Annotated in this window: 25 protein-coding genes; 12 read left to right on the top strand and 13 right to left on the bottom strand. The window is 67.4% G+C overall.

The window, feature by feature from the left end; translation table 11 throughout:
* Positions 1-349: 349 nt before the first annotated feature.
* The 5 genes from ACFXGJ_RS04330 to ACFXGJ_RS04310 form a co-directional block, all read right to left on the bottom strand.
* Positions 350-1,042, bottom strand: coding sequence for a hypothetical protein (locus tag ACFXGJ_RS04330; RefSeq protein ID WP_378616837.1), 693 nt, complete (start codon positions 1,040-1,042; stop codon positions 350-352).
* A 398-nt stretch (positions 1,043-1,440) separates the two neighbouring features.
* The gene (locus ACFXGJ_RS04325) at positions 1,441-2,823 is read right to left on the bottom strand and encodes an MFS transporter (RefSeq protein WP_378616835.1); all 1,383 of its coding nucleotides are present in this window, start codon (positions 2,821-2,823) and stop codon (positions 1,441-1,443) included.
* Positions 2,824-3,788: 965 nt separating this feature from the next.
* Positions 3,789-5,282: a GMC family oxidoreductase gene (locus ACFXGJ_RS04320; RefSeq protein WP_378616833.1), complete on the bottom strand. Its 1,494-nt coding sequence runs from the start codon at positions 5,280-5,282 to the stop codon at positions 3,789-3,791.
* A gap of 349 nt (positions 5,283-5,631) precedes the next feature.
* The gene (locus ACFXGJ_RS04315; protein WP_378616831.1) at positions 5,632-6,018 is read right to left on the bottom strand and encodes an HsmA family protein; all 387 of its coding nucleotides are present in this window, start codon (positions 6,016-6,018) and stop codon (positions 5,632-5,634) included.
* 144 nt (positions 6,019-6,162) lie between these two features.
* Positions 6,163-6,453 (bottom strand): hypothetical protein, encoded by a 291-nt coding sequence (locus tag ACFXGJ_RS04310; protein WP_378616829.1) that lies wholly within the window; start codon positions 6,451-6,453, stop codon positions 6,163-6,165.
* 241 nt (positions 6,454-6,694) lie between these two features.
* On the opposite strand from ACFXGJ_RS04310, the gene ACFXGJ_RS04305 reads away from it, so the two are divergent.
* Positions 6,695-7,717, top strand: a complete 1,023-nt coding sequence (locus ACFXGJ_RS04305; RefSeq protein ID WP_378616827.1) for a hypothetical protein — start codon at positions 6,695-6,697, stop codon at positions 7,715-7,717.
* A 67-nt stretch (positions 7,718-7,784) separates the two neighbouring features.
* Here the strand turns inward: ACFXGJ_RS04305 and ACFXGJ_RS04300 are convergent, their stop codons facing one another.
* Complete coding sequence (locus tag ACFXGJ_RS04300) at positions 7,785-8,591, bottom strand: esterase/lipase family protein (protein ID WP_378616825.1); 807 nt, start codon at positions 8,589-8,591, stop codon at positions 7,785-7,787.
* Between the two features lie 345 nt (positions 8,592-8,936).
* Here ACFXGJ_RS04300 and ACFXGJ_RS04295 point away from each other — a divergent pair, with 345 nt between their 5' ends.
* From ACFXGJ_RS04295 to ACFXGJ_RS04265, 7 genes are all read left to right on the top strand, one after another.
* Positions 8,937-9,521, top strand: coding sequence for a hypothetical protein (locus ACFXGJ_RS04295; protein WP_378616823.1), 585 nt, complete (start codon positions 8,937-8,939; stop codon positions 9,519-9,521).
* A gap of 910 nt (positions 9,522-10,431) precedes the next feature.
* Positions 10,432-11,307, top strand: coding sequence for a DUF1707 domain-containing protein (locus tag ACFXGJ_RS04290; RefSeq protein WP_378616821.1), 876 nt, complete (start codon positions 10,432-10,434; stop codon positions 11,305-11,307).
* A 2-nt stretch (positions 11,308-11,309) separates the two neighbouring features.
* A complete protein-coding gene (locus tag ACFXGJ_RS04285; protein WP_378616819.1) occupies positions 11,310-12,113 on the top strand; it encodes a DUF1707 domain-containing protein in 804 nt (267 codons plus the stop codon).
* 295 nt (positions 12,114-12,408) lie between these two features.
* Positions 12,409-12,693: a hypothetical protein gene (locus ACFXGJ_RS04280; protein ID WP_378616817.1), complete on the top strand. Its 285-nt coding sequence runs from the start codon at positions 12,409-12,411 to the stop codon at positions 12,691-12,693.
* A gap of 586 nt (positions 12,694-13,279) precedes the next feature.
* Positions 13,280-14,338 carry a 2,3-butanediol dehydrogenase gene (locus tag ACFXGJ_RS04275; protein WP_378616815.1) on the top strand — a complete coding sequence of 353 codons (1,059 nt, stop codon included), beginning with the start codon at positions 13,280-13,282 and terminating at the stop codon, positions 14,336-14,338.
* 94 nt (positions 14,339-14,432) lie between these two features.
* Entirely contained in the window at positions 14,433-14,930 is a 498-nt protein-coding gene (locus ACFXGJ_RS04270) for a 2,4'-dihydroxyacetophenone dioxygenase family protein (RefSeq protein WP_378616870.1), read from the top strand.
* A gap of 62 nt (positions 14,931-14,992) precedes the next feature.
* Complete coding sequence (locus tag ACFXGJ_RS04265; protein WP_378616813.1) at positions 14,993-15,886, top strand: LysR family transcriptional regulator; 894 nt, start codon at positions 14,993-14,995, stop codon at positions 15,884-15,886.
* Between the two features lie 130 nt (positions 15,887-16,016).
* On the opposite strand, the gene ACFXGJ_RS04260 is transcribed toward ACFXGJ_RS04265, so the two are convergent.
* Together ACFXGJ_RS04260 and ACFXGJ_RS04255 are read right to left on the bottom strand one after the other, a co-directional pair.
* Positions 16,017-17,648: an ABC-F family ATP-binding cassette domain-containing protein gene (locus ACFXGJ_RS04260; RefSeq protein ID WP_378616811.1), complete on the bottom strand. Its 1,632-nt coding sequence runs from the start codon at positions 17,646-17,648 to the stop codon at positions 16,017-16,019.
* 618 nt (positions 17,649-18,266) lie between these two features.
* Complete coding sequence (locus ACFXGJ_RS04255; RefSeq protein WP_378616809.1) at positions 18,267-19,325, bottom strand: NAD(P)H-dependent flavin oxidoreductase; 1,059 nt, start codon at positions 19,323-19,325, stop codon at positions 18,267-18,269.
* A gap of 376 nt (positions 19,326-19,701) precedes the next feature.
* Here ACFXGJ_RS04255 and ACFXGJ_RS04250 point away from each other — a divergent pair, with 376 nt between their 5' ends.
* Together ACFXGJ_RS04250 and ACFXGJ_RS04245 are read left to right on the top strand one after the other, a co-directional pair.
* Positions 19,702-20,733 carry an alpha/beta fold hydrolase gene (locus tag ACFXGJ_RS04250; RefSeq protein WP_378616808.1) on the top strand — a complete coding sequence of 344 codons (1,032 nt, stop codon included), beginning with the start codon at positions 19,702-19,704 and terminating at the stop codon, positions 20,731-20,733.
* An 82-nt stretch (positions 20,734-20,815) separates the two neighbouring features.
* A complete protein-coding gene (locus ACFXGJ_RS04245; protein WP_378616806.1) occupies positions 20,816-21,481 on the top strand; it encodes a class I SAM-dependent methyltransferase in 666 nt (221 codons plus the stop codon).
* A 201-nt stretch (positions 21,482-21,682) separates the two neighbouring features.
* Here the strand turns inward: ACFXGJ_RS04245 and ACFXGJ_RS04240 are convergent, their stop codons facing one another.
* The 4 genes from ACFXGJ_RS04240 to ACFXGJ_RS04225 form a co-directional block, all read right to left on the bottom strand.
* Positions 21,683-22,447, bottom strand: coding sequence for an inositol monophosphatase family protein (locus tag ACFXGJ_RS04240; protein WP_378616804.1), 765 nt, complete (start codon positions 22,445-22,447; stop codon positions 21,683-21,685).
* A 109-nt stretch (positions 22,448-22,556) separates the two neighbouring features.
* The gene (locus tag ACFXGJ_RS04235; RefSeq protein WP_378616802.1) at positions 22,557-23,459 is read right to left on the bottom strand and encodes an integrase core domain-containing protein; all 903 of its coding nucleotides are present in this window, start codon (positions 23,457-23,459) and stop codon (positions 22,557-22,559) included.
* Positions 23,456-23,962, bottom strand: coding sequence for a hypothetical protein (locus ACFXGJ_RS04230; RefSeq protein ID WP_378616800.1), 507 nt, complete (start codon positions 23,960-23,962; stop codon positions 23,456-23,458). Before ACFXGJ_RS04230 ends, ACFXGJ_RS04235 begins: the two co-directional genes overlap by 4 nt.
* 141 nt (positions 23,963-24,103) lie before the next feature.
* Entirely contained in the window at positions 24,104-24,694 is a 591-nt protein-coding gene (locus ACFXGJ_RS04225) for a TIGR03086 family metal-binding protein (protein ID WP_378616798.1), read from the bottom strand.
* Between the two features lie 51 nt (positions 24,695-24,745).
* Here ACFXGJ_RS04225 and ACFXGJ_RS04220 point away from each other — a divergent pair, with 51 nt between their 5' ends.
* Entirely contained in the window at positions 24,746-25,201 is a 456-nt protein-coding gene (locus ACFXGJ_RS04220; protein ID WP_378616796.1) for a MarR family winged helix-turn-helix transcriptional regulator, read from the top strand.
* 310 nt (positions 25,202-25,511) lie between these two features.
* Here ACFXGJ_RS04220 and ACFXGJ_RS04215 read toward each other — a convergent pair whose 3' ends face one another.
* Positions 25,512-25,832 carry a hypothetical protein gene (locus ACFXGJ_RS04215; protein ID WP_378616794.1) on the bottom strand — a complete coding sequence of 107 codons (321 nt, stop codon included), beginning with the start codon at positions 25,830-25,832 and terminating at the stop codon, positions 25,512-25,514.
* A 12-nt stretch (positions 25,833-25,844) separates the two neighbouring features.
* Here ACFXGJ_RS04215 and ACFXGJ_RS04210 point away from each other — a divergent pair, with 12 nt between their 5' ends.
* Positions 25,845-26,267 (top strand): nuclear transport factor 2 family protein, encoded by a 423-nt coding sequence (locus ACFXGJ_RS04210; RefSeq protein WP_378616792.1) that lies wholly within the window; start codon positions 25,845-25,847, stop codon positions 26,265-26,267.
* Positions 26,268-26,289 lie beyond the last annotated feature (22 nt).

The following is a 26,289-nucleotide window of genomic DNA, read 5'->3' as shown; positions in this document are numbered from 1 at the left end:
CGTTCCAATAATTGCACCCAGGGTCGCCGCCGTCAACGTCGCTCGGGGTGGCGTGTATCTAAGAGAGGCGGGCGCAGCGCAGCCAAACGCTCAGCTCTCTCCACGGGATTGCAGGCGAGGTCGAATGCCGATGCGGGTTGGCAACGGCTGAGTGCATCAACCGCCCGAGCCCGCAGACCGAACCGGCATCGCCCCCAACCAGGTGCTACGCGAACTTCGTTGCCCTATGCGCCATTACGACCGGAACCCCCTGCCACAGACACGAACAGATCCGCAACCAACAGGTCCGCCGATTGCCCGCCCCAACCCGAAAGGCTCCGTGGGGCGGCAACCCTGCTTCGGTAGCGTCTTACTTCTTCGGGGCGGCAGGCTGATTGAGCACCTGCATGAACTGCGGGGCATTCGCCAACGCCGAACCGAGGCCACCGATCGCGGTACCCGCCAGGCTCGAGGTGGCACCGAGCAGCAACGCACCACCGATACACCCGGCGAGCGGACCCGCACCGAACAGCATCGCGGCCGGCGCCGACACCACGCCCGCCACCGTCGCACCGAGGATGCACCCACCGACCAGGCCGGCGGCAGCACCGAGGAAACCGCCGACCGAGGCGGTCAGACCGATCGCCGGCTGCACCCCACTGACCGCGGCGGGCAGGTCGATGTCGCGCGGCGTCAGCTTCGGCGCCGGGGTGGCAACGGCGGGATCGGTGTTGGCCGTCAGGGTCGCGGTGTTCCCGGCGACCTGCGCGGCGACCGGGTAGGCGCGCCCGTCGAAGGCCAGGCTCAGCGGCACGGCCTCGACGGCGACGCCCTGGCCGTCGCGGACGACCAGGTGGTTGCCCTCGACGTTCAGCGAACCGGCGGCGGTCTGGACGACGACCTCGTTGCCGCTGCGGGTGACGGTCCAGCCGACGGCGTGCTGCTCGGCCTGGCTGGTCTGCGGTGCATCGGTGGCCGCGGGTGCGGCGTACGCGGTGCCTGCGGCGATGCCGGTGGCGGCGATCGCCAGGACGGCGGTGGCGGTGAACTTACGGATCTTCATGATTCGTTGTGCTCCATACTTTCAGGTTGGGTGGCGAACCCCCTGCGTCGGCGAACGCCGGACAAGGGGGTCATGGGATGTGGGCAGATCGTCCGGCGTTCCGACAGCCCGGCCGGGACGCGTCCTCTGCTGGTCCGATTGTTGTTGGAGTCCTTCAATCGGCTTTGATCAGCGACCAGTGTTCGTTGACGACTTCCCGGCAAGCACGAGCGCATCGACGGTCCGCACGTCGCCGAGCCCAGCGGTTCGGGCTCGCGCACAGCTGCTTTCGCTGCGGCCCGCGGAGGCCCACAGCACGCAGTGTCCGTTCCGCATCAGGGCCGCGCCGATCGCGGAGCCCATCTCCCCGGGGTGAAGCAGTCCGACGCTGCGCGGAGACGAGGTCGGCGCGCCCACGGTCATCGGAGGCCTGAGTGTTGTGGCAGCGTGGACACCGCTTGGGTGGTCGGCGTGCTGTCGTGATCGAGCCCGGCGCCGTGCTCACCATCGGGCCGCAGCCTGATCGAAAGGACAGCTCCCACGGCCACCAGGGCTGCGACAGCAAGGTAGACCGAGACCCACACTGCGTTATGAGTGCTGTTCAGGATCGCCACCATGATGAAGGGCGCGAGTCCGCCACCAAGAATGGCGCCGAGCTGGTACCCGAGCGAGGCTCCGGTATACCGCACAGCCGGCGGGAACATCTCCGAGAAGAGTGCCGGGAGAGGTCCCAGGGTCATGCCGATGGATGCCAGCAAGACCAGCAATGCCACCATGATCGCCCACGTGTGTTTGGTGGCGAGCAAGGGAAAGAAGGCGAAGCCCCACCCACCGAGCGCCACGCTGCCGAGAACATAGATCGGTTTGCGGCCGACGTGATCGGACAGCCACGCACTCAGCACCATCGCGATCGCGAACCCGGCCATCGAGACCAGCAACGAGTTCAAGAGCGTCGTCCGCGCAATGCCGAGTTCCCGCGTCCCGTAGTCGATCATCCCGGTGACCGCAATGTAGAAGGCCGCCTGGCCCGCGAGACAGGTCAGGCCCGCGAGCAGCACCGTCCCAGGCTGGCGCCGGATCACCTGTAGCCCCGAGGGCTTTGCGGGGTCACGGTCACCAGAGCGCTCTTCGGTCTCGGCAGCGCGGAATTCGGCGCTGTCTTCGACATTGCGGTGGATGTACAGCGCGATCGGCAGCGTGAGCACGCTGAGCAGGAACGGGATCCGCCAGCCCCACGAGGAAAACGCATCGGCACTCAGCTCGCGGGTGAGCAGCAGATAGATCACCGTCCCCGCGACGAGGCCAGCAGGAACCCCTAGCTGCGGAAAACTGCCATAGAGGCCACGGCGGCCGGGCGGCGCGGACTCCGTCGCCAGCAGCATGGCGCCCCCCCATTGGCCACCGACCGCGATTCCTTGGATCACGCGCAACACCAGCAGTGCGATCGGCGCCCAGATGCCGATCGCGTGGTAAGTCGGTAGGAGTCCGATCGCGACGGTGGCGACAGCCATCATCAGAACCGCCACCACCAGCGCGCGTTTGCGGCCGATCCGGTCGCCGAAGTGGCCGAATATAGCTCCACCGAACGGCCGCGCAACGAAGCCGACCGCGAAGGTGCCAAAGGACGCGAGGACGCCGGCGACCGGGCTCGCCGTCGGGAAGAAGACAGTACCGAAGATCAGCGCCGCAGCCGTGCCGTAGATCAGGAAGTCGTACCACTCGATCGCCGAGGCCAAGAGCGCCGCCGTCGCGACTCGAAGAGGGTGGCGCTCCCGCGCGCCATGCGTGGATACCTGCGTCATGGGTCTCCCGTTCCAGAAGAAGAGATGCGTGATGCGCCCCGTGGGCACGCGTGCCGCTGTGCGGCACATCGTTCCGATTATTGATGGGTGATGCGTGTCACGTCAAGTGGCCTACTTGCATCCCTCAGGCCTCGGCGAGGCACAACGATGACGGCGCGGATCGCTGAGCGTCTCGATCGACTCGCTGCCCGACGACCGCGCCAGATCTTGACGGCCTGCAGGGCCGGGGGCCGCAGGACGTTCCCGATCTAGGCCTTCACTGCTGCTGCCGAGGCCTCCACCGGACCCTGCACAGCCACCACAGCCGGCCATCCCGACCTCGGGATCGGTCTCGACCAGGCAGTCAGGCTCGCCCCGACGCTCCTTAGGTGAAACTCTGGGCCAAGCCGGTCGAACGTCCGGACCGTGCGACCTTTAGGGCGTGCGCCACCCGCTTGACCACCGTCACCGGACCCGGCCGGATCACCTCCGCGAGACCAGGCACTCCGCGCCAGCCGAAACACCAGGGTCGGCGAGCTTGCTCCATCGACCGCGCCAACAGAAACTCGTCGAGTTCCTTGCGCTCCAAGGTCGTCAGTCCCCGCCACCCGAGGTATGCGGAAGGCGCTCGGCGACTTCGGCGACGAACTCGACGAACGAGTCCTCAACCTCGGCGGCAGGCTCTACTTCGCCAAGGACTTACGCACCACACCCGAGCGCATCGTCCAGATGTACCCGCGGCTCGACGAAATGCGAGCAACAAGGTGCCTCCGACCAGCCCCGCCGGCCCCGCCTGGCATCCGACTAGCCGGATTCGCGATCGGATCCGGGAGGGCATCAGGTCGCCCTGATGCTCACCCATCCCCACTCCGGTGCGGAGTCTCCGCCAGGTCAGGGTGGTTTACTGCGGCGCCCCGCTGATTGAATCGAGGGTGGACGACGAGCCCGGATCTGGGGTGCGCCCATCACACCCGACTCGCCGTGTCTCAGTTCAGTTGCGCGGCGCGTTCGGCCATCATCACGCAGCCCAGGTAAGTGTTGCCCGCCGGCAGCACCGGCATCGCGGACGCATCCACGACCCGCAGGCCCTGCACCCCTCGCACGCGGCAGCGGGCGTCGAGGACGGCGTTCGGTTCGCCGTCCGGGCCCATCGCACACGTGCCGCCCAGGTGCGCGTAGCTGATCACGCCGCCGTCGACCAGGCCGGCCGCGACGCCGTCGGCGGCCAGATCGGCCATCGGCTGGACGCGCGTGGCGCCGAGTTCGGCGAACGGACCGGTCGACTCCAGCGCGGCGATGCGACCGAGGATCCAGTCGAGGCGCTCGAGGTCGTGCGCGGACAGCGCCGGCATCACCACGTCCGGTTCGGCGTCCGGATCGGCAGAGGCGATCCGGACCGTCCCCCGGCCGGTGACGTCGAGCAGGTAGGGGACGACCGAGAAGTACGCGCCGTCGGCGGTCGGCTCGGCGATCGGCAGGTTCAGCACGTGGAAGTCGATCGTGTCCGACTGCGGGGTACGGCCCACCCACACCGGCTGGACCGGGCCGCCGCGCAGCGGACCGCCGCCCGCGTGGTGGTAGAGAAGCGGAAAGCCGAGGTGGTCCTGCAGGTTCGCCCCGACCCCGGGAAGGTCAGCGACGACGGGGATGCCGAGGCCGTCGAGCAGATCGCTCGGGCCGATGCCCGACCGCTGCAGCAGTGCGGGTGACCCGGTGGCGCCGCAGCTGACGACGACCTCGCCGCCGGACAGTGCCCGGCCGTCGGCGGTGACGACACCTGTCGCGCGCCCGTCCTCGACGACGACCCGGTCCACGGTGACACCGGTCTCGACGGTCAGGTTCGGCCGCGAACGGACTTCCGCGGTCAGGTAGGCGCGGCTCACGGTCAGCCGCTCGCCGCCGCCCTCGGACACCGTCAGCGGGAAGATCCCGACCCCGGGGAGCTGCCGTGGGTCGTTGACGTCGTCGACCCACGGCACGTCGATCTCCCGCAGCCCGGCGAGGAAGGCTCGGTGGGATTCGGTCTGTTGGTCGGGGGTGGAGCGGCGCACGACGAGCGGGCCCTCGGAGCCGTGCAACTCCGATGCGCCGCAGTCGAGGTCGTTCTCCATGGCCCGGAACGTCGCGAGGATGTCCGGCCAGCTCCACCCGTCGAGCCCCCGCGCGGCCCACCCGTCGTAGTCGGCCGGCTGGCCGCGCATCGTGGCGAGGTAGTTCACCGCGGAGGTGCCGCCCAGGACGCGCCCGCGCATCATCTGGACGGTGCAGTCTCCCGCACCCCGCATCGAGAACGCCTGCGCGAACGGGGTTCCGGCCCACACGTCCCCCGCCGAGGCGGGCCGCAGGACGGTGTCGTCGTACGCCGCGTCGTCCGGGCCCTGCTCGAGCAGCAGGACCCGCCGCCCCGCGTCCTCCGACAGTCGCGCGGCCAGTACCGCACCGCTGGTACCGCCGCCCACGACGATCACGTCCGCGTCCATCGCCACCCCTGTCCCGACCTGCTCGCTTGGTGCTTCACACTTCCCGAATTCGATTACATTACGAGCCCGACTGTAATGTCGATCACAGGGGGCACCTTCCGGCCGCGGGGTCCGCGTGACCGGGATGGTGACCGCGCTTGCCGCCGACTGACGTCGAGTTGGGGCGAATGCTCTCAACTGCCGCCCGCATCTCCGCCAAGAACTCGACCACAGTTCCCATCCCCCAGGCTGCACGTGTCGATGGCGGCCAACACATTCGCGGTCACCGGCCCGAAAGCCGCATGCGGTAAGCACCCACGCCTCCCCCTCCCCCCACAGCGTCACCGAGTGCAGGACGACTCGGGCAGCGCTAGCCGGTCATGGCGCCGACGGCCCCCGTGAAATAGGGCACCAGCCAGATCATCCACACGACCAGGCTGAACTGGTGGAACTTCGCCTTCTCAGAAGGGCGATCGCGGAGCAGGACAACGACAGCCCACACCAGGTGAACAGCCATGAGCACGATCGCCAAGGCTCCGGTGACGATCATGATCTCGTCGAAGGTGGATGTTCCGGTACCTGATGATTCGTCGGAGATTTGGCTCATCAGGAAGGTGCCGGTGGCGTCACAGACCAGGCCGAGCGTGAAAGCGCCCGCATGCCACCACTTCAGGGTCCTCTGGATGCGTTCCGACCACACACCGATGGAATAGAAGACCAAGGCAAACGTGATGACGATGATCGCGGTGGCCAGCATGTCCCGAGACTAGCGGTGGCTCGGCCTTGGCAGCGCCATCACACTCACGGTCGCGGCAATCAAACTCGCTCACCCCCGTAAACCGTCGCCGGAGGTGGCGTCAGTCGTCGCCCTCGGCGGCTAGGCGCCCCCTGACGCTGGGGCTCACTCACAGCCATCCTCGAGCTGCGCCCGTGCACCCTCGACGATCGCGGCGGGATCTTCACCGGTCGCCTGAGCGACCCGGTTGGCCAGATGCCAGATCATCCCCAACATCTCTTCCACCATCCCGTAGACATCGCCGGGATTGTCGATCGTCTCGACGAACTCCTCGAGCTCGAGCAGCCGTCCGTCACGACTCACCATGTGCCCGAACGGACCAGCCATCGAAGCCCCCATCTCGAAGTTGTCGTCATTTCCCGCGGCACAGGCTATCGCGGTGGGATGGCCGATCATCACTCGCTCGATGCGGTGGCGGCTTCGACAGCGACGGCCCCTCACACACCACCTCGGCGGAGCGGTGGCTCACCGATGCCGGGTGGCGAACGAATCCGAAGCTGCTCTGGCTCGACCACGCCTGAACGGGCGCTACCTTGCACTTCGGACTTCGGGAGTGCTGGGCCGACTCGACGAGCGGGCGCGGATCGCTTGCCGGTTGGCACTGCAGATGTAAGTCCCCACCGATAGGATTTTCCGCATGTCGATCGGGGTGGGAGCAGTTCATCGGGTTCGTAGGTTGCTGTCGAGCGCATGTGCGGCGGCCGCCGTCGCCGGACTGATCGCGACCGCGCCGGCCGCGCACGCGGAGACCGCTGGGTCCTCGCACGCGGAGACCGATGTCGCTTCGTGCGCGCAGGGCTGGCAAGCCGATATTCTCGCGTCGGGTCTGGGCGGTCTGGAGAACCTCGAACCCGACGGGGTCGGCGGCTTCTACCTGTCCGGCATTGTCAAAGGCGTCCTGTACCACGTCGATTCCAGCGGCGAGGTCACCACGCTGCTGTCGGGTCTGGACAATCCGGCTGGGTTGCGGCTGCTCGGTGACGACCTGTACTTCCTGACCGGCGACGGCACCTCGTTCACCGGCACCGGTACCCTGCGGCGCTACGACGTGACCACCGGCGCGGTGACCACGCTGCTGACCGGGCTGGTTCAACCCAACGGGTTGCTGCTGCTTCCCGACGGGGACCTGCTCATCTCCCACCTGTCGATTCCCATCCCGGTGGGCATGAGCCGGTACCGGCCGTCCACCGGTGAATTCACCCCGCACTGGTCGAATACGCCCTACCCCAACGGTATTGCGCTGACAGCGGACCGGACAGCCATCTACACCGAGAACGACTTCACCTCGCAGGTACTGAGGATTCCGCTGGATGCGCCGACGGCCGCCACTGTGGTCGCCGGCGTTCACGACGGCCTCTTCCCAGGCCTCGACGACATCGTGGCGAGCCAGGCCGGGCAGCTCTACCTCGCGGGCGACACCTCCGGCAGCGTCTACAGCATGGATCCGGCGACGGGCACCACCTGCACCATCGCTACCGGCTGGCAGACCCCGAGCCCGATGCCGCCCAACGGCCCGACCTCGGTCCGGATCGCCCCTGACGGACAGGGCTGGGCGCTGTATGTCACCAGCATCGACGGCAACCTACGCCGCCTGCGTCCCCCGCCCGGCGTCGACCTCACACCCGTACTCGCCGACACCGACGTCCGCACCCCCGACTGAGCCCGAATCGCGGGGCCGCGCAGCAGACACACGGTCACAGACGCACCGGCCGGCCGAGTTGGCCCTGTCAGTTCACAGTCCCCACAGGCGCCGGCAGCACCACCGCACAAACCACCCTCCCACCCCGCCCCGGATCCAGCGCCTCCCGCACCACCTCGATCGCCACGGGGTCGTACGGCAGCTGCAGGTGATCGGCGTAGTCGGTCGCGCACCGATCTTGCAGGACCTCGTTTCGCACATTCGGACCGTCCGACAGCAGTCCGGTGAGGTACGGCGTCGCGACCTCGTCGTATCGGGACACGATGTCGGTGAAACGCACATCCGGTACCCGCGCCGGGTCGGGATTCAACTCGGCGAGGAACGGCGACGCGGCAGCCAGCTGGCGGCACTGGGCACACACCCGCGAAAGCCCGTCCGCCGCACCCGCAATCGTCAACAGGCCGGCCATGCCGTCGAGATCGGATCCGTGGAACGGAGTTCCGAGGCTCACGAGGTTGCGAACCGACTGCGACCCACCGAGTTCGGTGAGGTACCAGAAGGCGACAGCCCCGCCGACCGAGTGCGCGACGATGTCGACCTTGGCGGCACCGGTCGCGGCCCGCACTCGTGTGACGAACGCGTCGACCTCGCGGGCACTGTCCTGCACGCTGGCGAATCCGCCGTAGCCGCCGAACGTGGTCTTGCCGATGGTGGTGCTGAAGACGCAGTACCCGTCGTTGGCCAGCAGCGGCGACAGCGTCTGCCAGGCCAGCGTGTCGGTGGAGGCGAAGCCGTTCAGCAGAACAACAGGATTCGGATGTTCACGACTCGGCCTGCACGACATGTCGTTCGCGCCCGGCGGCGCCTGCCCCGGGTGGGCGAGCTGTGCTGCCACACCGTCGGGATAGCCATGCGGAACGGGATACATCGGCTCAGCCTGCGCTGCCCCACCTCCCGCAGCGAGGGCGAGGGCCAACAGAGCACTGACTACCGTCGTCCTACGCATCGTCGTACGCCTCCAGATATCGAGTCAACGCCACCACACCTTCGGCCAGAACGGCCCGTCACCGTCCGGCGACCGAGGATACGCCAATCCGATTGGGCGATCTCCGAATTCGATCGCCGTCAGGGTCACGACCTCGTCAACTCCGGCGCGGAGCAGCACCCACTCGATCAAGGTCTCGTGAACCATCGACGCGAGTCGTGCGCGATGTACGTCCAGATCGGGGGTGCGGCAGTAATGGCCGAGGAATCGGCGGACTACCAGCTCAGGACGTACGGAAACCCACTCCATCTATCGGGGAGCGCTCTCGGTAGCTGTGCAGGGCAGGCCCGGCACGTCGACGAGCCCACCATCGGCGGCGGCCTTGCCACCGAGGCCCTCCAGCTGAGCCACGAGAACCGCGCTCGCGAAAGCGGTCATTGTGGACTGAGAAATCACTACCGGGACAACGGGATTCTCGATGTCACGATGCGATCGAATCAGCCACCACCTGGACTGGCGAAATATATGGTTTCCACGACGTCGTTCGGCGTCGAAACAGCACCAGCGGAGAGGATCATCTTGAAGCGTTCGATCATCGTTGGGTTGGCCAGCGCAACCATCGCCCTCGGCACCGCGACGTCGGCATCGGCCGCGCCCGTCGCCCTCGGAAATCCGGCCGATGCCGCCGATTCCGGCAGCAGCAATTTCTTCCAGGCGGCCCCTGGCCACAACTCCGGATCCACCGACCTCGCGAACAGCGTGGCCCTGGCCCCGTTCGACCTGCTGTGCAGGCTGCTCTCCGGCGAGCCGCTAGAAGCCTGTATTCCAGACAATTTGTGACCCCATGGATGGGTTGTGAAGCCGAGGACCTAGGGCGCGTTCTCGCCGTGGCTGCACAGAACCTGCTCCGCGCTGAGTCACCACGATGGTGTCGGTGAACACGCCTCCGCCCCTGCCCCGCCGCCCTGGGGCAGGGGCGTGACGGAGGGATCGACCGGACCGGTTCAACGCACTCGACATTGTTTGACCCATCCGATCTGAGCCGATTCCCCTACGCGAAGTCCCGTCGGGACTGCCGCATTCAGCGCGACAAGACGAGCGGCCCGCACCCGGGAACTCATCCAGATTTGTGTGGTCAGGAGCCCTCGTCAAGGGTGATCACTGACTGGTCGACCTATCCAATCCGAATGCAGCCCACGAAGAATCGATCCACGCTGCTCCCAGAACCGGACACCACCACACCACCGCCGACACGAAACGGCGACCATCATTGCCATGGGACCGGCCACGGAGGTCGTCCGGTAGTGATGTGCTTGTGAAGCCGAGCGCCGTCGTCGCGTGCACAGGCGCGATCGTCGCACTTTGTGGAGTCGGCGGGTTGGCGATGCCGCTCGAGCTCGACGCCGAAGACATCGGCGGACATCACAGAGTGCACCACGAAGCTGGAATTCCGACGAGCAATCGCATACCCGGCATTGGCACTTGGAGCGCTCACTGTCGTTGGCGCGCTGGTACTTCGCCGGCAACCAGCTGACGACTGCGACAACTAACCAACCGCCTCCCCGTCAATGTCAGGCTGTCCGGATGCGTGCACGCGCCGCCCCTCACCCCTCTCCAGCAGGCCACCTCGACGCAGCCGACTCGAACCCGCCCAGCCGCCACTGGAACTGCTCCAAAGCTGTGTGATTTGGAGCCCTACTGGATCGGCTCGGACGCGGGCGGACAACGTTCCGAGCGGTTTCCTAGGATCATGTGCGTGCCCGAGCAAGTTTCCTCCAGAACTCGCGCGCGAGACATCGATCGCGCCCAGACGTGCGGGCTGCTCGACGCCGGATACGGCGAGGGACAGCTCGACCCGGCCGAGTACGAGGCGCGCACCACCGCGGCGATGAAGGCCAAGACGGTCGGTGAACTCGACGAGCTGGTCTCGGACCTGCAGATTCCCGAGCATCTCGTCGAGGCCGCACGCGCTTCCGCCCCGGCACCACGAAATCGGATTCCCGGACGCGTGGTGGCTGCCGCTGTCGTCGCAGTCGTGGCGATCGGTGGAACTGCGGTCCTCGCGACTCGCGGCGACGTCGCGGCGCCCGAGACCGCCGGCGTCGTCGCGGCCCAGCAGGCGGCGGCGCCCGCGCCGGTCCCGGCGGGCGAGCCGCAGCCGATCGTGATCGAGCCGCTCGATCCCCTCACCACCGACGGAGTCCGCGATTTCGTGCGGCAGCTCGGGGTGAGGTTCAAGGGCGATCTGCGGGTGGACCAGGTGACCTACTACCGGACCTACGTGTTCATGACCCGGATGCTGGAGGACCAGCCGCACCGCGAACAGGATTGGAGCTTCCGGGGCGGCTTCTCGCCGGTGCGAGCGCCGGAGTCACGCTCCCTCGACACCGCCACGGTCGACCTCGCCGCCCTCGACGTGGACCGGCTCGGCGACGTGATCGCGACGGGCGCGAATCGTGTCGGGATACCAACGGGATGGGTGGAGCACATCTTCGTGCGCGCGGATTCGTCGACCGGCGAGGGTCTGGTCAGCGTCTTGTTCGAGGACCCCGAGAAGCGAAGGGGATCCGTGGACACGCGACTGGACGGCTCGATCGTCGACATCTCGCGCGCCGAGGGTCTGTGACCATGCCGAACGAGAGGCGACCCCGGACCTCGGCACTGCGGCTGCGCGCCCGCGACGTCGACCGCACCGCGGTGCGTGACGCCCTCGACTCGGCGTATGCCGACGGTCAGCTGAGCGATGTCGAGCACCGGACGCGGGCCGAGGCCGCCCGGTCGGCGCGGAAGCTCGCCGACCTCGATCGACTCCTGCGGGACCTGCAGGTACCTCCGGATCTGCGGGACGCCGTGCCCACACCGCCACCCTCGCGGGACACCCGCTGGGCCGTCGCGCTCTCGGCCGCCGTCGTTCTGGTGTGCGCAATCGTGGTGGTCACGACGAGCCGGGATCACGCCGATCCGGCCGCGCCTGCGACGGGCACCGAGGTGATCACCGCGGCAGGGCTCGTGCAGATGCTCGACGACATCGACCGGCAACTGGGCGATTCGCAGGTCGACAGCCTGACGATCTACCCCGAATACGCATCGATCTCGCGCCCGGTGCCCGGTTCGCCCGGTAGCGAGCGGTCGTATCGGTACGAGGACGGACAGCTCACGGACAACGGAACGTCGACAGGCCGCACCGAGGGTGTGCCCGTCGACCTGGCGGAGTTGCGTCCGAACGTCTCCCAACTGATCGGGCTGTTCTACGGCGCCGATCGCACTCTCGGTGTGAGCGATCCGACGAGCGTCTACATGACCGCGTCACGCGACGACGACAACGGGCCGGTCGTGAGCATCTACCTGAGGAACGAGACCACGGGCGCGCACGGCTTCCTGACGGTCGGCTTCGACGGCGCCGTCCGCAGCGTCTACCGAAGCGACCAGTAGTTTCTCGACCTGCCACCTTCCGAAACCGTGTGTCGCAATCGATTTTGGGTGCAACCAGTCGGGAATCACATCATGCGGGGATGCCCCCCGGTTTGGTGGTCATCTTGACCTGTGGGGACTGCTCGTCACGGGTAGAAGGGTGTTTCCCATGGGAAGGCTGCGGTGCGTGCCTTGGGGTCAAAGGTGAACTCCCTGTGCCCGACATCGCCATGCGGGTCGTCGCCACCCGGAAGCATCCTCGTTCCGGAACCGATGGAGATCCGGAGCAGCTCGCAGGACGCACTGGATCGAGGGCATGAAGGATCTGGTCCGCGGCGGCCGGGTCCGACGGCAATTGCAGATGGTCGGACGTGTGGCCGGGGCAGAGGTCCTGCAGCACGCTGTTGTGGACGTTGGGTGCGTCGGCGAGCAGCCCTGTGGTGAAGGGGCGACTTCGTCGTCGCAGGGTGACGAGACTGTCGACCCGGTCGGCACCACCGAGATTGGTGAGGTAGTAGAACGCGGTCGCGCCACTCGCTCGTTCGCGAGCAGCGGCGACGCCGTCTGCCACCTCAAGGTGTCGGTCGAAGCGAAGCCATGAAGGAGCACAACCGGATTCAGATGTGCGGGGGTAGGCCGGCAGGTCCAGTCGTCGGCACCGGGAGGCGCCTGACCGGGGTCGGTGAGCTGCGGGGTCGGGCCGGCCAGGTACCCGAAGGGGACCGGGTACCGCGTCTGGGCGTTCGCGGTGACACCCGACATCGTCGCAAAGCCGTCGCCGCGGCGACGACTGAGGCGGCGAGCAGTCGTTTCGGTATCCCCATTTCGCGGTACTCCCCGGGCGGCGGTATCGAGGTCGACGGCGCCGGCGACGATCAACACCGAGAGTTGCGTGCGCATCGACAACCACAATCGTTCGACCGCGACGTCACCACCCGGCACCTCGCGATCCTGGAGTCGGCAACCGACGCTAAAGGCCAGGCCCTGGAGGTGCGGTCCGGCGTTTTATCGACATTCCATCCAGATGGACGCCTTCTATTCACCACCGATTTCAATGCAGCAGATCATTAAGTTCCTCTTATCGATACTCACCGAAAAGCACCTGGACGTACCGGATCGGGGGGTGCCATTGTTGCCTGCATCACGTACGCAGTGATATCGAACCGCGAGCATTGGAGTTCTGAACCATGAGAGCTGCCCGTTATCACGGGGTCGGCGATATCCGATTCGAGGACATCGCCGAGCCCACCGTCGGACCCGGCCAGGTCAAGGTAAGGGTGCATTTCAACGGCCTGTGCGGCAGTGATCTGCACGAGTACTTCCACGCGCCGATGATGGCGCCGACAGCGCCGCACCCGCTCACTGGCGTGAGCGTCCCGGTCGTGCTCGGTCACGAGTTCTCGGGAGAGATCGTGGAGATCGGTCCAGCCGTCGATCAGCTCTCGGTCGGCGACACCGTGGCCGTGGAACCCACCGTCAATTGTCGGCAATGTGTGGCGTGCCGGGCCGGCTCGTACAACCTCTGCAGCACCATCGCCGCGGTCGGGTACAGCTGGGCAGGTGGCGGCGGACTCGGCCAGTATGCGGTCGTCGACGCCGATCACGCTTATCGGCTTCCTCCGGGGATGTCCACCCGAGAGGGCGCGTTGATCGAACCGCTGGCAGTGGCGCTGCACGCGGTGCATCGCGGGGAGGTCCCCCCGGGAAGCACGGTCGCGGTGCATGGCGCTGGCCCCATCGGTATCGGTGTGTTTCTCACCCTCCGCGCTCACGGCATCGACGACATCGCCGTCATCGAGCCGTCGGCGGCTCGGCGGGCGGCCATCGAGGCGGTCGGCGCGACGAATGTCATCGACCCGTCGAACGCCGATGTCGTTGCGGAGCTTCGCGCCCGAACCAATGGGGACGGGGTCTCCCGATCATTCGACACGGCGGGGGTGCCGGCAACGTTCTTGAACGCGGTCCGCTCGACCGCAAGCCACGGGCGGGTCGTAGTCGTCGCGGTACATCAGCGACCAGTTGATTTCAATCCCACCGAAATTCTGTTCAGCGAGTGCGAGATTGTCGGCTCCATCGCGTACTGCGACGACTATCCCGAGGCAATCGATCTCATGGCACGGGGCGCTTATCCGATCGAGAGTTGGGTGAAAACAATCGCATTCGGCGACCTCATCTCCGACGGATTGGAACCGCTCCGCGACCAGAAGGCAATCAAGGTCCTGGTCGACATGAACGCCGTCGACTGACCGAGATCACACCATTTCCCCGCAGCAGAACATCCACACACGAAGAAAAGAGCTAGCAGTGGCCACCGCATTGAATATCGGACCGACATTCTGGATGAGCAACCCCGGTGTCACGCCCAAGGGTGTGCGAAAGGAATTCGTCGACCCCGAGGACATCCCGTGGACCGACTGGCTGATGCCCGGCACACGTTTCAAGCTCTTGTACTGCAATCTCGTGTCCGGCTCCTTCACCCTCATCCTGCAGGTAGATCCGGGCACCGTCGCGACCCCGCACTGGCACATGGGCAACGTGCAGGCGTACCTGCTCGAGGGCGGTTTCTACTACGAAGAGGACGACCCCGGGATGGCCGGCATGTACACCTGCGAGGTGGCCGGTGCGGTGCACACCCCGATCGCGCCCGAGGGTTGCGTCATGATCGCCATGATCGACGGCCCGATCGCCGGCTACATGCCCGAGGGTGAGCTCGCGGTCGTCGCGGACGCTCGGTTGCACTACTACATGGCGCGCGACAACGACGCCGTGGAGAAACTCCAACTCGTCGACTACGCCACCGATCCCTCGCAGAACATGCACATCGCGACCGACGGGTAGCCACCGAAACCCGCCGGCCCGCCACTCTCGACGTCGCGACCGACGGTGTGTTGAGGTGAGCTATGTACGTCGCACCACAAACCCTCCGGTGTTTTCTCGCCGTCGCGGACGAGCTGCACTTCGGTCGCGCCGCCGCGGTCCTGCACATGACCGGGCCGGCGCTGAGCCAGCAGGTTTCGAGGTTGGAGAAAGACCTGCGTTTCCCGCTCTTCGAACGCACTTCTCGACATGTCGAGCTCACCGAGGCCGGTCGCGCCCTGATCCCGCAGGCACGCGCGGTCGTCGCCGCGAGCGAGACGATTCTCCGGTGGCGTCAGGCGGTTCGGGCGGGCGGCCGCAGCCTCGACATCGGGTTCATGGCGACAGGAGCCGGTCTACTCACGACCGCGGTGCTGGACCGGCTCCGTCGCGCCGCTCCGGATCTGGACGTCCGGTTGCACCACCTCGAGTGGAGCGAGCAATTGGCCCCGCTGCTGGCCGGCGACCTCGACGCGGTCTTCGTCCGGGAGCCCTTCCCCGCCGACGGAATCCGGCGCATCCCCCTTCTGTCCGAGCAGCGGGTGGCGGTGCTCTCCCACGACCATCCGCTGGCCGACCGGGAGTCGATCCGATTCGCCGAGATCGCCGCCGAGACCTTCCTGTGCAGCAGTGGCGGGCCGCCGGAGTGGACCGACTTCTGGATGGTGAACCCACGGCCCGACGGCACCCGGGCCGAGCCCGGCATGGCCGTGTCGACCGTGGAGGAACTCCTCGAGGCCGTCGCCTCCGGTGCGGGCGTCACCACCACACCGGAGTCGCTTCCCACCTACTACCGCCACCCGCGGGTCCGCTTCGTCCCCATCGACGACATCAGCCCGAGCGTGGTGACCCTGTGCACCTTGGACGCCAACCGAAGGCCCGAGCTGGGCATGCTCGAGGAAGCCATCCGAGACGCCCGGGACATGTCGCGGGCGTGAAGCCGGAACGGGTGAAGCCGATCGGCTCCCCCCTCGCCGCCATCGACCTGCGCGGCGTGACCGGCGGATTCACCCTCGACGGCCTACGGACCACCGCAGACTCCCTCTCGACGCCACACCCGCGTTCGGATCAGGCAAGCTGGATGAGCTCCAGATACTCCTGCGACCAATGGTCCTCGGTTCCGTCGGGCAGCAGGATCACCCGCTCCGGGTTCAGCGCTTCGGCCGCGCTGGGGTCGTGGGTGACCAGGACGACGGCACCGGTGTAGCTCCGCAACGCCTCGAGCACCTGCTCGCGTGAGATCGGGTCCAGGTTGTTGGTCGGCTCGTCGAGCAACAACACATTCGCCGCGGAGGACACCAGGCCGGCCAGCGCCAACCGGGTCTTCTCGCCCCCGGAGAGGGTCCCGGCGGACTGCTCGAGCTGCGGTCCGGTGAACATGAACGCGCCGAGCAGGCCCCGCAGATCCTGCTCACCGGCGTCGGGTGCGGCGTGCCGGATGTTCTCCCAGACTGTCGCGTCGTCGTCGAGGGCGTCGTGTTCCTGCGCAAAGTAGCCGACCTTCAGACCGTGACCGGAGACCACCTCACCGAGATCCGGCTTCTCTACGCCCGCAAGCAGTTTCAGCAGCGTCGTCTTGCCGGCGCCGTTGTCACCCAAGATGACGACCCGGCTGCCACGGTCGATGGCGAGGTCGATGCCGGTGAAGATCTCCAGCGACCCGTACACCTTCGTCAGGCCCTCGGCCATCAGCGGCGTCCTGCCGCACGCGGCGGGTTCCGGGAACCGGATGTGCGCGACCTTGTCAGCGATCCGGACGTCGTCGAGCTCGGCGATCAGCTTGTCGGCGCGCTTGGCCATGTTCTGCGCCGCGGTCGCCTTGGTTGCCTTGGCGCCGAGCCTGGCGGCCTGGGCGCGCAGCGCGCCCGCCTTCTTCTCCGCGTTGGCGCGCTCGCGACGGCGGCGCTGTTCGTCGGCGACCCTGGCGTCGAGGTACTTCTTCCAGCCCATGTTGTAGACGTCGGCCTCGCCGCGCACCGCGTCGAGGAACCACACCTTGTTCACCACGTCGGCGAGGAGGTCCACGTCGTGGCTGATCACGACCAGGCCGCCGTCGTGGTTCTGCAAGAAGCCGCGCAGCCAGGAGACCGAGTCCGCGTCGAGGTGGTTGGTCGGCTCGTCGAGCAGCAGGGTGGTGTCCGACTTGCCGCCGACCCCGCCGGAGGCCGCGAACAGGATGCGGGCCAGTTCGACGCGGCGCCGCTGACCGCCGGAGAGGGTGCGCAGCGGTTGCGCGAGGATCCTTTCCGCCAGGCCGAGACTGCGGCAGATGCGGGCGGCCTCGGACTCTGCCTCGTACCCGCCGAGGGCGGCGAACCGGTCCTCGAGCTGGCCGTACCTGCCGATGGCCGTGTCCCGCTCGGCGTCGTCGACTGCCTCTGCCATGATGGCCTGCTGCTTCTCCATGCCGCGCAGGATCTCGTCGAGGCCGAGGGCCGACAGCACTCGATCCCTGGCCGCGACGTCGAGGTTGCCCTCCTTGGGATCCTGTGCGAGATAACCGAGTTCGCCGCTGCGGATCACGGTGCCGGCGTACGGTTCGCCCTCGCCGGCGAGGATGCGCAGGGTGGTGGTCTTCCCGGCGCCGTTTCGGCCGACGAGGCCGATCCGGTCACCGACTTGGACGCGGAGCACAGATCCGGGAGCAGACAGGAGAGTCCGGGTACCGGCGCGAACTTCGAGGTCGGTCGTGGTGATCAAGTGAGTTTCCTAGATGTGGGCAGTCGAGGCCGAATCCGATGCGCGCGATGGTCGTTGACGAGTGCTGCGGTGGGCTCGTTCGACTCCGCTTGTCGGGTCCGCCATGGCGGGACGAGGCGCCCGCTCGGCGTGGCCGATCGGCCGGCTCGCGACTATGCGTGGGACGTGCCGGCCGGGTGGCCGCACGGTGGTCGAGGGCCCCTGTCGCGAGTGCGGCAAACACAGGTGCGTTCGCTGCGAGAGGCCGTGCGCCTAGGGACGGACCGAAATACCCGGAATCCGGGTGGTGTCGAGCCGACGAGAGCGGCTAGCGGAGGCTGCGCGTCCGTGATGGCGTCAGAGACTGACTCTCTGCACCCAGATCAAGCCAACACGAAGCCGCTCACGGCTCTTCTTGGCTGGTGCGATACGCATGGCGGGACACTATGCCGCCGGGCGGGAGCGAATGTCAACTCGACTCGAACACCACGTGCGGGGGCGACGATCGCGGCGCGATCCGCGCCACGGGTTGCTTGCAGGCTCACCCGAAGCAGCACGCGGCGCAGAAGCCGGTCGCGTAGCGCTCAATCCACGCCCGCTCGCTTTCGCTCGCCCGGGACCTGCGCGGGCCGCGTCCGGTCACCCGCGGCCGTGGATCGCCCCTAGATCGGCGAGCCTGCGCTCGGCGTCGCGAACGATCCGTTCGACGAGCTCGGCCACGGTAGGAAGGTCGTCGATCATGCCGACGACCTGTCCGGAGGCCAAGACGCCCGCCTCCGTGCTGCCCTCGACGAGACCGGCCCGCAACAGCATCGGGCTGTTGGCCGACATCATCAGTTGCGCGAGCGTACGGTCGCCGCTGCGCACCATGGTGATGCCCTCGGAGACCAGTGCCCTCCAACTGAGCCCGGTCAGTTTGCGGAACCGGATCGTGTTGACGGCCGCGTGTCCGAGCGTGCGCAGACCGTGGGTGCGCTCGAGCGACTGGACCAGTTCGGTGCGCAGCACCCGGTGCGGGACGCCGTCTACCTTCGTGGTGACCACGGTGTCGGTGAGGCCGCGGGCAAGGTACGCGCGCTTCACCGCGTCGGGGACGGTGCTGTCGCTGGTGAGCAGGAACCGTGTGCCCATTGCAATCCCGGTGGCGCCGTAGGCGAGTGCTGCCGCAAGCCCGCTGCCGTCGAAGAACCCGCCCGAGGCGACCACCGGGATGTCGACCGCCCGGACGACCGACGGCAGCAGCAGGGTAGTCGCGACGCCGCCGGTGTGGCCGCCGCCCTCACCGCCCTGCACGATCACCGCGTCGGCGCCCCAGCTCGCGACCTTCTCGGCGTGACGCGCGGCGCCGACGGTCGGGATCACCACGATGCCGGCGTCCTTGAACTGGGCGATCATTTCTTCTCGCGGCGCGAGGGCGAAGGAGGCGACGCGCACGCCTTCGCGGATCAGCAGCTTGACCCGGTCTTGCGCATCCTCGGCGTCGGCCCGCAGGTTCACTCCGAACGGAGCGTCGGTACGCTCCTTGACTTCTCGGATCGCCGATTCCAATTCCGGGTAGGTCATCGTCGCCGACGCGATGATGCCCAGCCCTCCCGCGCGCGCGGTCGCGGTGACCAGCCGAGCGCCTGACACCCACCCCATTCCCGTCTGCACGACGGGGTGCTCAATCCCGACCAGCTCGGTGAACCTCGTCTGCATCTGCCCATCCCTCCCTCAAGCAAGCACTTGCTTGGTATTCGTATCACATTGCGTACGCCGCTCGCCGATCGACAGACCCAGCAACATTTCATCGCCAGCACACCGCCCCTCCGAGTACGCCAGTTCCTTGCGATCTCGGACATCGGCGTGCGTTGTCGTGAGCTTTCTTCCATGGCGCTGCTTCGCCGCGGACAGCGAGGACGGTCGGACCGCCGACGCGGCCACGGTCCCGCGCTGCGGCGAGACCGACGACGGTCTGATCAGGGATCGAGGTGCGCTCGAAAACCACAGGGGCGCAATGTGGGTCGCATCGTCACGCCCGCGATGAATGTCACCGACCATTGCTGCAGCGCACGCAGCCTTGCAGAATGAAGGCGTGCAGCAGCGCTTTGGTCGGTTGACGACGACCGACGGCGACAGCCTGGCGTACGCCTCGATCGGCGCCGGCCGGCCGCTGGTGTACGTCAGCGGCTGGCTCAGTCACCTGCAGCTGAGCTGGGAGCTACCGGAGGAGCGGGCGTTCTACGAGAGTCTGGCGCAGGGCTGCCGGCTGGTGCGTTACGACCGCGCCGGATGCGGGCTGTCAGCACCATCGAAACGGTCGCCGTCGATGGCGTCCGAGCTCGATCAGCTTTCCGCGGTCGCCGCGACCCTCGGCCCGGAGCCCTTCGACCTGATCGGCACCTCGATGGGCGCGCTGGTCGCGGTGACGTGGGCGGCAGCGCACCCGGACACCGTCCGGCGGCTGGTGCTCTACGGCGGCTGGGTCTCCGGCGCAGATATTTCCCCGCCCAGCGCACGGGAACACGTCCTCGCACTGGTCGAGTCGCATTGGGGGCTCGGCTCGGACGTGCTCACCGAGATCTTCGCCCCCGACGCCCGTGCCACGACGCGCGAGGCGTTCGGTCGCTACCAGCGGGCCTCCTCGACCGCGGCGACGGCCCGGGCGCTTCTGGCGATGAGCTACGCGCTCGATGTCAGCGATCACCTCGCTGGGGTGCGCGCCCCGACGTTGGTGGTGCACCGAGCCCACGACCGGGCCGCTCCCGTCGAGCAGGCCGAAGCACTCGCCGGCGGCATCTCCGGTGCGCAGCTCACGGTGCTGCCCGGACGCTCGCACCTGCCGTACGCGGGCGACGCCGACGCGCTTGTGGCGACCGTTCGCCGCTTCCTCGGACTGCGCGCCTCGCGGCGCGGTGCCCGAACGTTGACGGCCCGGCAGGGCGAGGTCGCGGCGTTGATCAGCGACGGGTACACGAACCGTGAGCTCGCCGCGCGGCTGGGCATCGACGAACGGTCCGCCGAGGGCCATGTCGAACGGATCCGCCTGCGCCTCGGCTTCCGCTCGCGAGCCCAGATTGCTGCGTGGTACGCCGCCCGGCGCGACCGGCCAGAATCGGCGGAGTGAGGTAGTTCCACGCCTGACAGTGCCGACGGTGTCGCGCATCGTTGTGAGAGATCGACAACGACGAGACACCGTTGGAGCAGACATGACCGACAGGACTAGCACCACCCCGTCAGCGACCGGCTTCGAGCCGCACGGCGGCCGGGGCCGGTTCAACGCCGCGTTCTTCAAGGTGATGGGCCCGTACCTGGAGTGGAACCTCCGCCGACGCAAACGGCGCGTGTTCGCCGGGCTTCCACGCGAGGTCGTCGAGATCGGGCCCGGTGTCGGCGCCAACCTCCGCTACCTCCCGGCTGGCGGCGCCCTCGTCGCCATAGAGCCGAACAGGTACATGCACCCCCGGCTGCACGCCGCTGCGCGCCGCCACAGCGTGCAGCTCGATTTGCGCGAACGCACGGCCGAACAGACGGGCCTCCCCGACCACAGCGTCGACAGCGTGATCTCCTCGCTCGTGCTCTGCTCGGTACAGGATCCCGCGGCCGTGCTCACCGAGATCCGGCGAATCCTGCGTCCCGGTGGCACCTTCCGCTTCGTCGAACACGTGGCGGCCCCGCGCGGCACACCGACCCGTGCCGCGCAACGGATCCTTCGTCGCCCGTGGGCCTGGACTTTCGAGGGCTGCTCGTGCGAACGAGACCTCGAGCACTCCGTGCGCGCCGCCGGGTTCGACAGCGTCACCACAGACCGCTACCGGGTCCACACCCCGTTCCTCCCGTTCAACACCCACATCGCCGGCACCGCGAAGGCGTGAAGCGAGGCACCGCAGTGGATTAGGAGCGTGAGTCGGTGTCTGGTTCCGCGAGGGCGATGGCGAGCTGCGACAGTGCGCCGTGGTGGGCGTCTGGACCTCGGCCCCATCCATCGGCCGCCAGACCGGGAGCGCGAAACTTGGCGTCGCTTCGGGACCGAGCCTCCGAGCGCCGTTGCTGCAGGCAGGCCACGTATCCGGCGGTCACCGATTCCTGGGGTAGTCGAGCGAGGCCAGCAGTTGACTGTGCAGGAGAGCGTTCGAGTACAGCCCGCCGCCCTGATCACTCGCACGTCCACCCGTCGGGTCGGTGAAGCAGCCGCCGGCCTCCTCGACCAGAAGGATCCACGGTGCGTGGTCCCACGTGTAGTAGCGCTCGGCCAAGAAGGCATCGATCTCGCCACGAACCAGCTCGACCAGCGGCAGGGGGCTGGCCGAGGCGCGACTCGCACTCGACGGGAGCCGGCCCCTGGACTCGTCGTCCAGGGCGTCGACCACGGCATCGGCGACCACCGAAGTCGTGCTGACGGTGAGTCGTCGTGCCCCGCCCTCCCCGTTCGGCCACGACGACTCGAAGGAACCGCCACCGCGGGTAGCCCACCAACGGCGCCCCAGCGCGGGGGACGTGACCACCGCGAGTTCGACGACCCCGCGAACCTCCAGGGCAATGTGGATGCGCCAGTTCGGGTCACCCCGACTGAAGAAGCCGGTGCCATCGATCGGGTCGAGGATCCAGACCCGTTCGGACTCACCGAGCCGACCGAGCTCCTCGCCGAGAAACGCGTCGTCGGGATGCGCCGCCGACAACGACTCTCGAAGCAGTCGCTCGACTGCACGGTCGGCCTCTGTGACCGGTGAGCCGTCGGCCTTCAGCGTCGCCGAAACTCCGGCCTCGAAATGAGCAAGCGCGAGCGCCGCCGCGAGGTCCGCGGTGTCGAACGCGAGCCGGAGGTCATCCTCGTTGTTCATCAAGGCTGAACGCTAACAGTCGCGCCAGTCACTCCCCATCCATCCACTCCGTCCAGACCGATCGAAGCGCCGGCGGGCGACGGGCGCTGGAAGCGGCGCGACTCTCCGGTTAGGCGTATGAGGCCACCACGTTGGTGACGCCGGCGTGGAGCTTCGAAGCCGGTGGCAGGTCACCGGCGGCACTGTGGGGCCGGTGATAGTTGTAGTGCACGTTCCACACTCCGAGCGCTTCTGAGCGTTGGTACTCGGACTGCCATTCCCGGGCATAGCGGAACTCCTCGGCCAGGATCCTGTTGTAGCGCTCGACTTTCCCGTTGTGCCGTGGTGTGTATGGGGTGATCCGCTGGTGCCGTGCACCGTGCAGGACCTTGGCGAAGTCGTGCGCCCGGTAGCAGGACCCATTGTCGGTGACAATCCGCTGGATGTGGGTGATGCCGTGGGCGGCGAAGAATGCTCGAGCGCGGTGCATGAATCCGACTGCCGTGGAAGCTTTCTCGTCCAGCAAGGACTCAGTGTAGGCGAGGCGTGTGTAGCCGTCGATTGCCGAGTGGAGGTAGACGTAGCCACCCTTCTTACCGGCGGTTTTGCCGCGTTCGACTGCTTTGGCCTGTGTTGAGCCCTTGCCGTGAACTCGCCAACCTCCGCCATCGGGGATTCGCCCGACCTTCTTGACGTCGACATGCACCATGTGTCCCGGGTGGCGGGCAACGATCTTGCGCGCATCCCGGTTGGACTCGCCGTTCGGGTCGATGAACCTACGCTGGTTCAGGCCGAGGTGGGCCAGGTGCCGGCTGACGGTGCGTCGGCTGATCGTTATGCCCTGACGATGTGGAGCAGAGGATCGATCCAGATGCCCGAGGTCGCCGAACTGGCCATAGCGGCCGACCCACTTTCTCGCGCAGGCACGCGAGATACCCATTTCGGCGGCCACGTGCGCAATCGGTCCGGTCCAGCACCGCTCGACGAGACGTCGGCGCCCCTCCGGGGTGAGGGGCTCGTTCTTGTGTGTCACGCGGTCACGCCAGGCGCCGAAGCGCGGACCGCGGTGTCCCGATTCTCGACGGCCGTGGTCACCTCGTCTATCACCGCACGAATGAGTTGCCCATAGGAGTCAGGGGGCAGCGCCGACGAGCGCTCCCGAGCTACGTCGAGGTGTTCACGTGCGGCTTCGAAGGAGCCCAGCCGCCGATAATTGTCGGCGAGGTTGAGGTGAAGCGAGGGATAGAAGCCAGCGATATGCAGGCCGGCGTGGTGTTCTTGGACGCGCTGCTCGCTGATGGAGTCGGCGGCATCGAGTGCGCGCACATCCCACGCCAGCGCCTGGGCGGGATCGGCATAGAGGTCGGCGAGGGAGTGTGCGAGTGTGCAGCGATGCAGGGGATCGCCGCCGACGCCGATCGTCTTCCACAGGTCCAGCAGTTGGCCGCGGGCACTGACGACGTTTCCACTGCGCCCCTCGGTGATGGCCTTGCCAATCGCGTCCATCATCGAGTCCGTGCCAATGGATTCTGTCATTTTCTCTGCTCCTTCGGTTGTGGTGAGATCGCCGTAGTCGGCCGAGGGTTAGCGAAAGTCCGCCGCCCCCCAGCATCATTCGGCTTCGACCTACCTGAAGGTCAAGGGCGGTGCTGCCATCAACGTCATGACCCGCAACAGCTAGGCGGTCCAGTTCGGAGATCGGCCCAGTAGTCGCAGCGTTCGGTCGAGAGCCGACCCGCCGGCGGCCGGGAGCACGGGAGCAAAGGCAGATCCGGATACCAGCCGGGCCGGACCGGACGGGACCCGCTCCGCGATATGCAGTGCCGCCGCCGTCACTTCGCTGCCCGGATCGAACGCGAGCCCCAGGGCGCGAGCCACGTCCCATCCGTGCACCACATAGTCGACAAGGTGAAATCCGATCGCGACAGCGCCGGGGAACGTTGCGCTGCTATGGATCTCAGGCAGCAAGAAGTCACGCTCGGAGACGCCGCTCTCCGCGAACGCCGCGAGCACCGCATCGGCGGAATCAAGGTAGTCCGCGATCGGGTCCGGCCTCTCGCCGCCGGTCCGCCACACCGCGGGATCGCCGCCCAGCCCGCGGGCCGCCGCAGCAAACCCGTTGTGCTGCACTGTCATGTGGTCCAGGAGTGCCCGCAGGTCCCATTCGGCGCACGGGGTCGGACGGGCCAGGTCGGACTCGGTCGCTCCCTTCACCACCGCGACACCGGCCTGCACGGCCGCCCTGTCGAGCTCGACAATAGTAAGCATGCACCTATCATATGTATCCGCATACGATATGTCGACGGGTATTTTCTGACCATGCCTGATCACGAGTTCGATCGCCCAGATCTGGCCGAGCTGGTGGTGCCGCTCGGCAGAGCGCTGACAAACGGGGAGCTACCCGTGCTGCGCGAGTACGGACTGAGCATGTGGGGCTATGTGGTGTTGAGGAACCTCCAGTCAGAACCGACTCGATCCCAGGCCGCCCTCGCGAAGGAGGTCGGCGCAGACAAAACCCGCATCATCGCGGTACTCGACGAACTGCAGGATGCCGGCCTGATCGAGCGCACCCCCGATCCTGCCGACCGGCGTGTACGCCTCCTCGCGCTCACCGATCGCGGGCGCCAGGTTCGCGATGATGCTCGGCGTGGCATCCGCGCGCGCGAGGAGCGACTACTGGCGCGCCTGCCGGCGCCCGACCGGGCAGCACTACTGCGGTCACTGCGGGCGCTGTCCGAACTGAGTCGCGAGGAGTTCGAGGTCGCTCCGGAGTGATCCCGAGTCGGCAGCGCCCGGGCGGTCGTGATCCAAACCAACCGGATCGCCGACCTCGAGAAGGGCGCGATCGACCTGCCGAACACCGTGTGACCGCCATTGACGAAGTCAACGTCCATGAGCTCCGAATCAGCAGCTGCTCGTGAAGTGATCGACAACTTGACGCGCGCAACGACGGACCGAGGAACAGCACACGCAAAAGCAATGCGGGAGTGTTGCGTTCGTCGGCGTCGATCACGGTCACGACCGCGTCGACCCCGAAGAGCGCAACAGTGAATCCCGGTGGGCCGGACCTGTCGGGCGGCGCGACTCAGCGAACGAGCGCCGCCCGCAGCACTCGCATCAAGAGTGAATTGCCGGCGCGGAGCGCCGCACCACCCTGGATGTTCTTGACGCCGTCCGCGGTCGCGAGGATGAGGGCGGCGAGCTCGGGCGGGGTCGCCTCGACCGCGGCGAGGTCGATCTCGCCCGCGGCGGCGGCCGAGTCGAGGACATCCCCGAGCCGCTCGACGAGCCAAGCCTGAGTTTCACGGCTGATCTCGCCGGTCAGGGCGATGCCCGCGCCGAACAGTTCCGCGCCGTGCGCGCTGGCGCTGATCTTCTCCATGAGGCCACAGAAGTAGGCGGTCATAAAGGAACACCCATGACAGAGAGCCACGGTTCCACCGGTTCACCCGCGGACACGAGATCGACGGTGGAACTCCTCCGCACCACCGAACGCTCACGCCTGCGTGCGCTCGTCGCCGCCGACATCGACACCGCCCGGGCGATGCACGGTCACGACTTCCAACTCATCACGCCCGTCGGTGCCGCACTGACCCGAGACGAGTACCTGGGTGCGGTCGCCGGCGGACAGATCGACTACCTGCTGTGGGAACCCGACGAGATCGAGGTTCGACTGCTCGCAGACGCGGCGATCATTCGCTATCGGGCGACGCTCGAGGTCGTCTTCGGCTCGTATCACGTTCCCCGGACACGCTTTTGGCACACCGACAGCTACGAGCTCCGAGACCGCCGCTGGCAGGCAATCTGGTCGCAGGCCACGGAGATCCGGGCGGTGCCGTAGGAGAGGTGACGCCGGGCGAACG

Source organism: Rhodococcus sp. NPDC059234 (assembly GCF_042754225.1).
Taxonomy (GTDB): Bacteria; Actinomycetota; Actinomycetes; order Mycobacteriales; family Mycobacteriaceae; genus Rhodococcus_G.
This window is presented reverse-complemented; position numbering and strand designations above follow the sequence as displayed.

What these genes read in the sequence shown, in the direction of transcription:
- ACFXGJ_RS04330 (WP_378616837.1), bottom strand. Translation starts at nt 1,042, where the DNA reads ATGAAGATCCGTAAGTTCACCGCCACCGCCGTCCTGGCGATCGCCGCC.
- ACFXGJ_RS04325 (WP_378616835.1), bottom strand. Translation starts at nt 2,823, where the DNA reads ATGACGCAGGTATCCACGCATGGCGCGCGGGAGCGCCACCCTCTTCGA.
- ACFXGJ_RS04320 (WP_378616833.1), bottom strand. Translation starts at nt 5,282, where the DNA reads ATGGACGCGGACGTGATCGTCGTGGGCGGCGGTACCAGCGGTGCGGTA.
- ACFXGJ_RS04315 (WP_378616831.1), bottom strand. Translation starts at nt 6,018, where the DNA reads ATGCTGGCCACCGCGATCATCGTCATCACGTTTGCCTTGGTCTTCTAT.
- ACFXGJ_RS04310 (WP_378616829.1), bottom strand. Translation starts at nt 6,453, where the DNA reads ATGATCGGCCATCCCACCGCGATAGCCTGTGCCGCGGGAAATGACGAC.
- ACFXGJ_RS04305 (WP_378616827.1), top strand. Translation starts at nt 6,695, where the DNA reads ATGTCGATCGGGGTGGGAGCAGTTCATCGGGTTCGTAGGTTGCTGTCG.
- ACFXGJ_RS04295 (WP_378616823.1), top strand. Translation starts at nt 8,937, where the DNA reads ATGGCCGAGGAATCGGCGGACTACCAGCTCAGGACGTACGGAAACCCA.
- ACFXGJ_RS04290 (WP_378616821.1), top strand. Translation starts at nt 10,432, where the DNA reads ATGTGCGTGCCCGAGCAAGTTTCCTCCAGAACTCGCGCGCGAGACATC.
- ACFXGJ_RS04285 (WP_378616819.1), top strand. Translation starts at nt 11,310, where the DNA reads ATGCCGAACGAGAGGCGACCCCGGACCTCGGCACTGCGGCTGCGCGCC.
- ACFXGJ_RS04280 (WP_378616817.1), top strand. Translation starts at nt 12,409, where the DNA reads ATGAAGGATCTGGTCCGCGGCGGCCGGGTCCGACGGCAATTGCAGATG.
- ACFXGJ_RS04275 (WP_378616815.1), top strand. Translation starts at nt 13,280, where the DNA reads ATGAGAGCTGCCCGTTATCACGGGGTCGGCGATATCCGATTCGAGGAC.
- ACFXGJ_RS04270 (WP_378616870.1), top strand. Translation starts at nt 14,433, where the DNA reads ATGAGCAACCCCGGTGTCACGCCCAAGGGTGTGCGAAAGGAATTCGTC.
- ACFXGJ_RS04265 (WP_378616813.1), top strand. Translation starts at nt 14,993, where the DNA reads ATGTACGTCGCACCACAAACCCTCCGGTGTTTTCTCGCCGTCGCGGAC.
- ACFXGJ_RS04255 (WP_378616809.1), bottom strand. Translation starts at nt 19,325, where the DNA reads ATGCAGACGAGGTTCACCGAGCTGGTCGGGATTGAGCACCCCGTCGTG.
- ACFXGJ_RS04245 (WP_378616806.1), top strand. Translation starts at nt 20,816, where the DNA reads ATGACCGACAGGACTAGCACCACCCCGTCAGCGACCGGCTTCGAGCCG.
- ACFXGJ_RS04240 (WP_378616804.1), bottom strand. Translation starts at nt 22,447, where the DNA reads ATGAACAACGAGGATGACCTCCGGCTCGCGTTCGACACCGCGGACCTC.
- ACFXGJ_RS04230 (WP_378616800.1), bottom strand. Translation starts at nt 23,962, where the DNA reads ATGACAGAATCCATTGGCACGGACTCGATGATGGACGCGATTGGCAAG.
- ACFXGJ_RS04225 (WP_378616798.1), bottom strand. Translation starts at nt 24,694, where the DNA reads ATGCTTACTATTGTCGAGCTCGACAGGGCGGCCGTGCAGGCCGGTGTC.
- ACFXGJ_RS04220 (WP_378616796.1), top strand. Translation starts at nt 24,746, where the DNA reads ATGCCTGATCACGAGTTCGATCGCCCAGATCTGGCCGAGCTGGTGGTG.
- ACFXGJ_RS04215 (WP_378616794.1), bottom strand. Translation starts at nt 25,832, where the DNA reads ATGACCGCCTACTTCTGTGGCCTCATGGAGAAGATCAGCGCCAGCGCG.
- ACFXGJ_RS04210 (WP_378616792.1), top strand. Translation starts at nt 25,845, where the DNA reads ATGACAGAGAGCCACGGTTCCACCGGTTCACCCGCGGACACGAGATCG.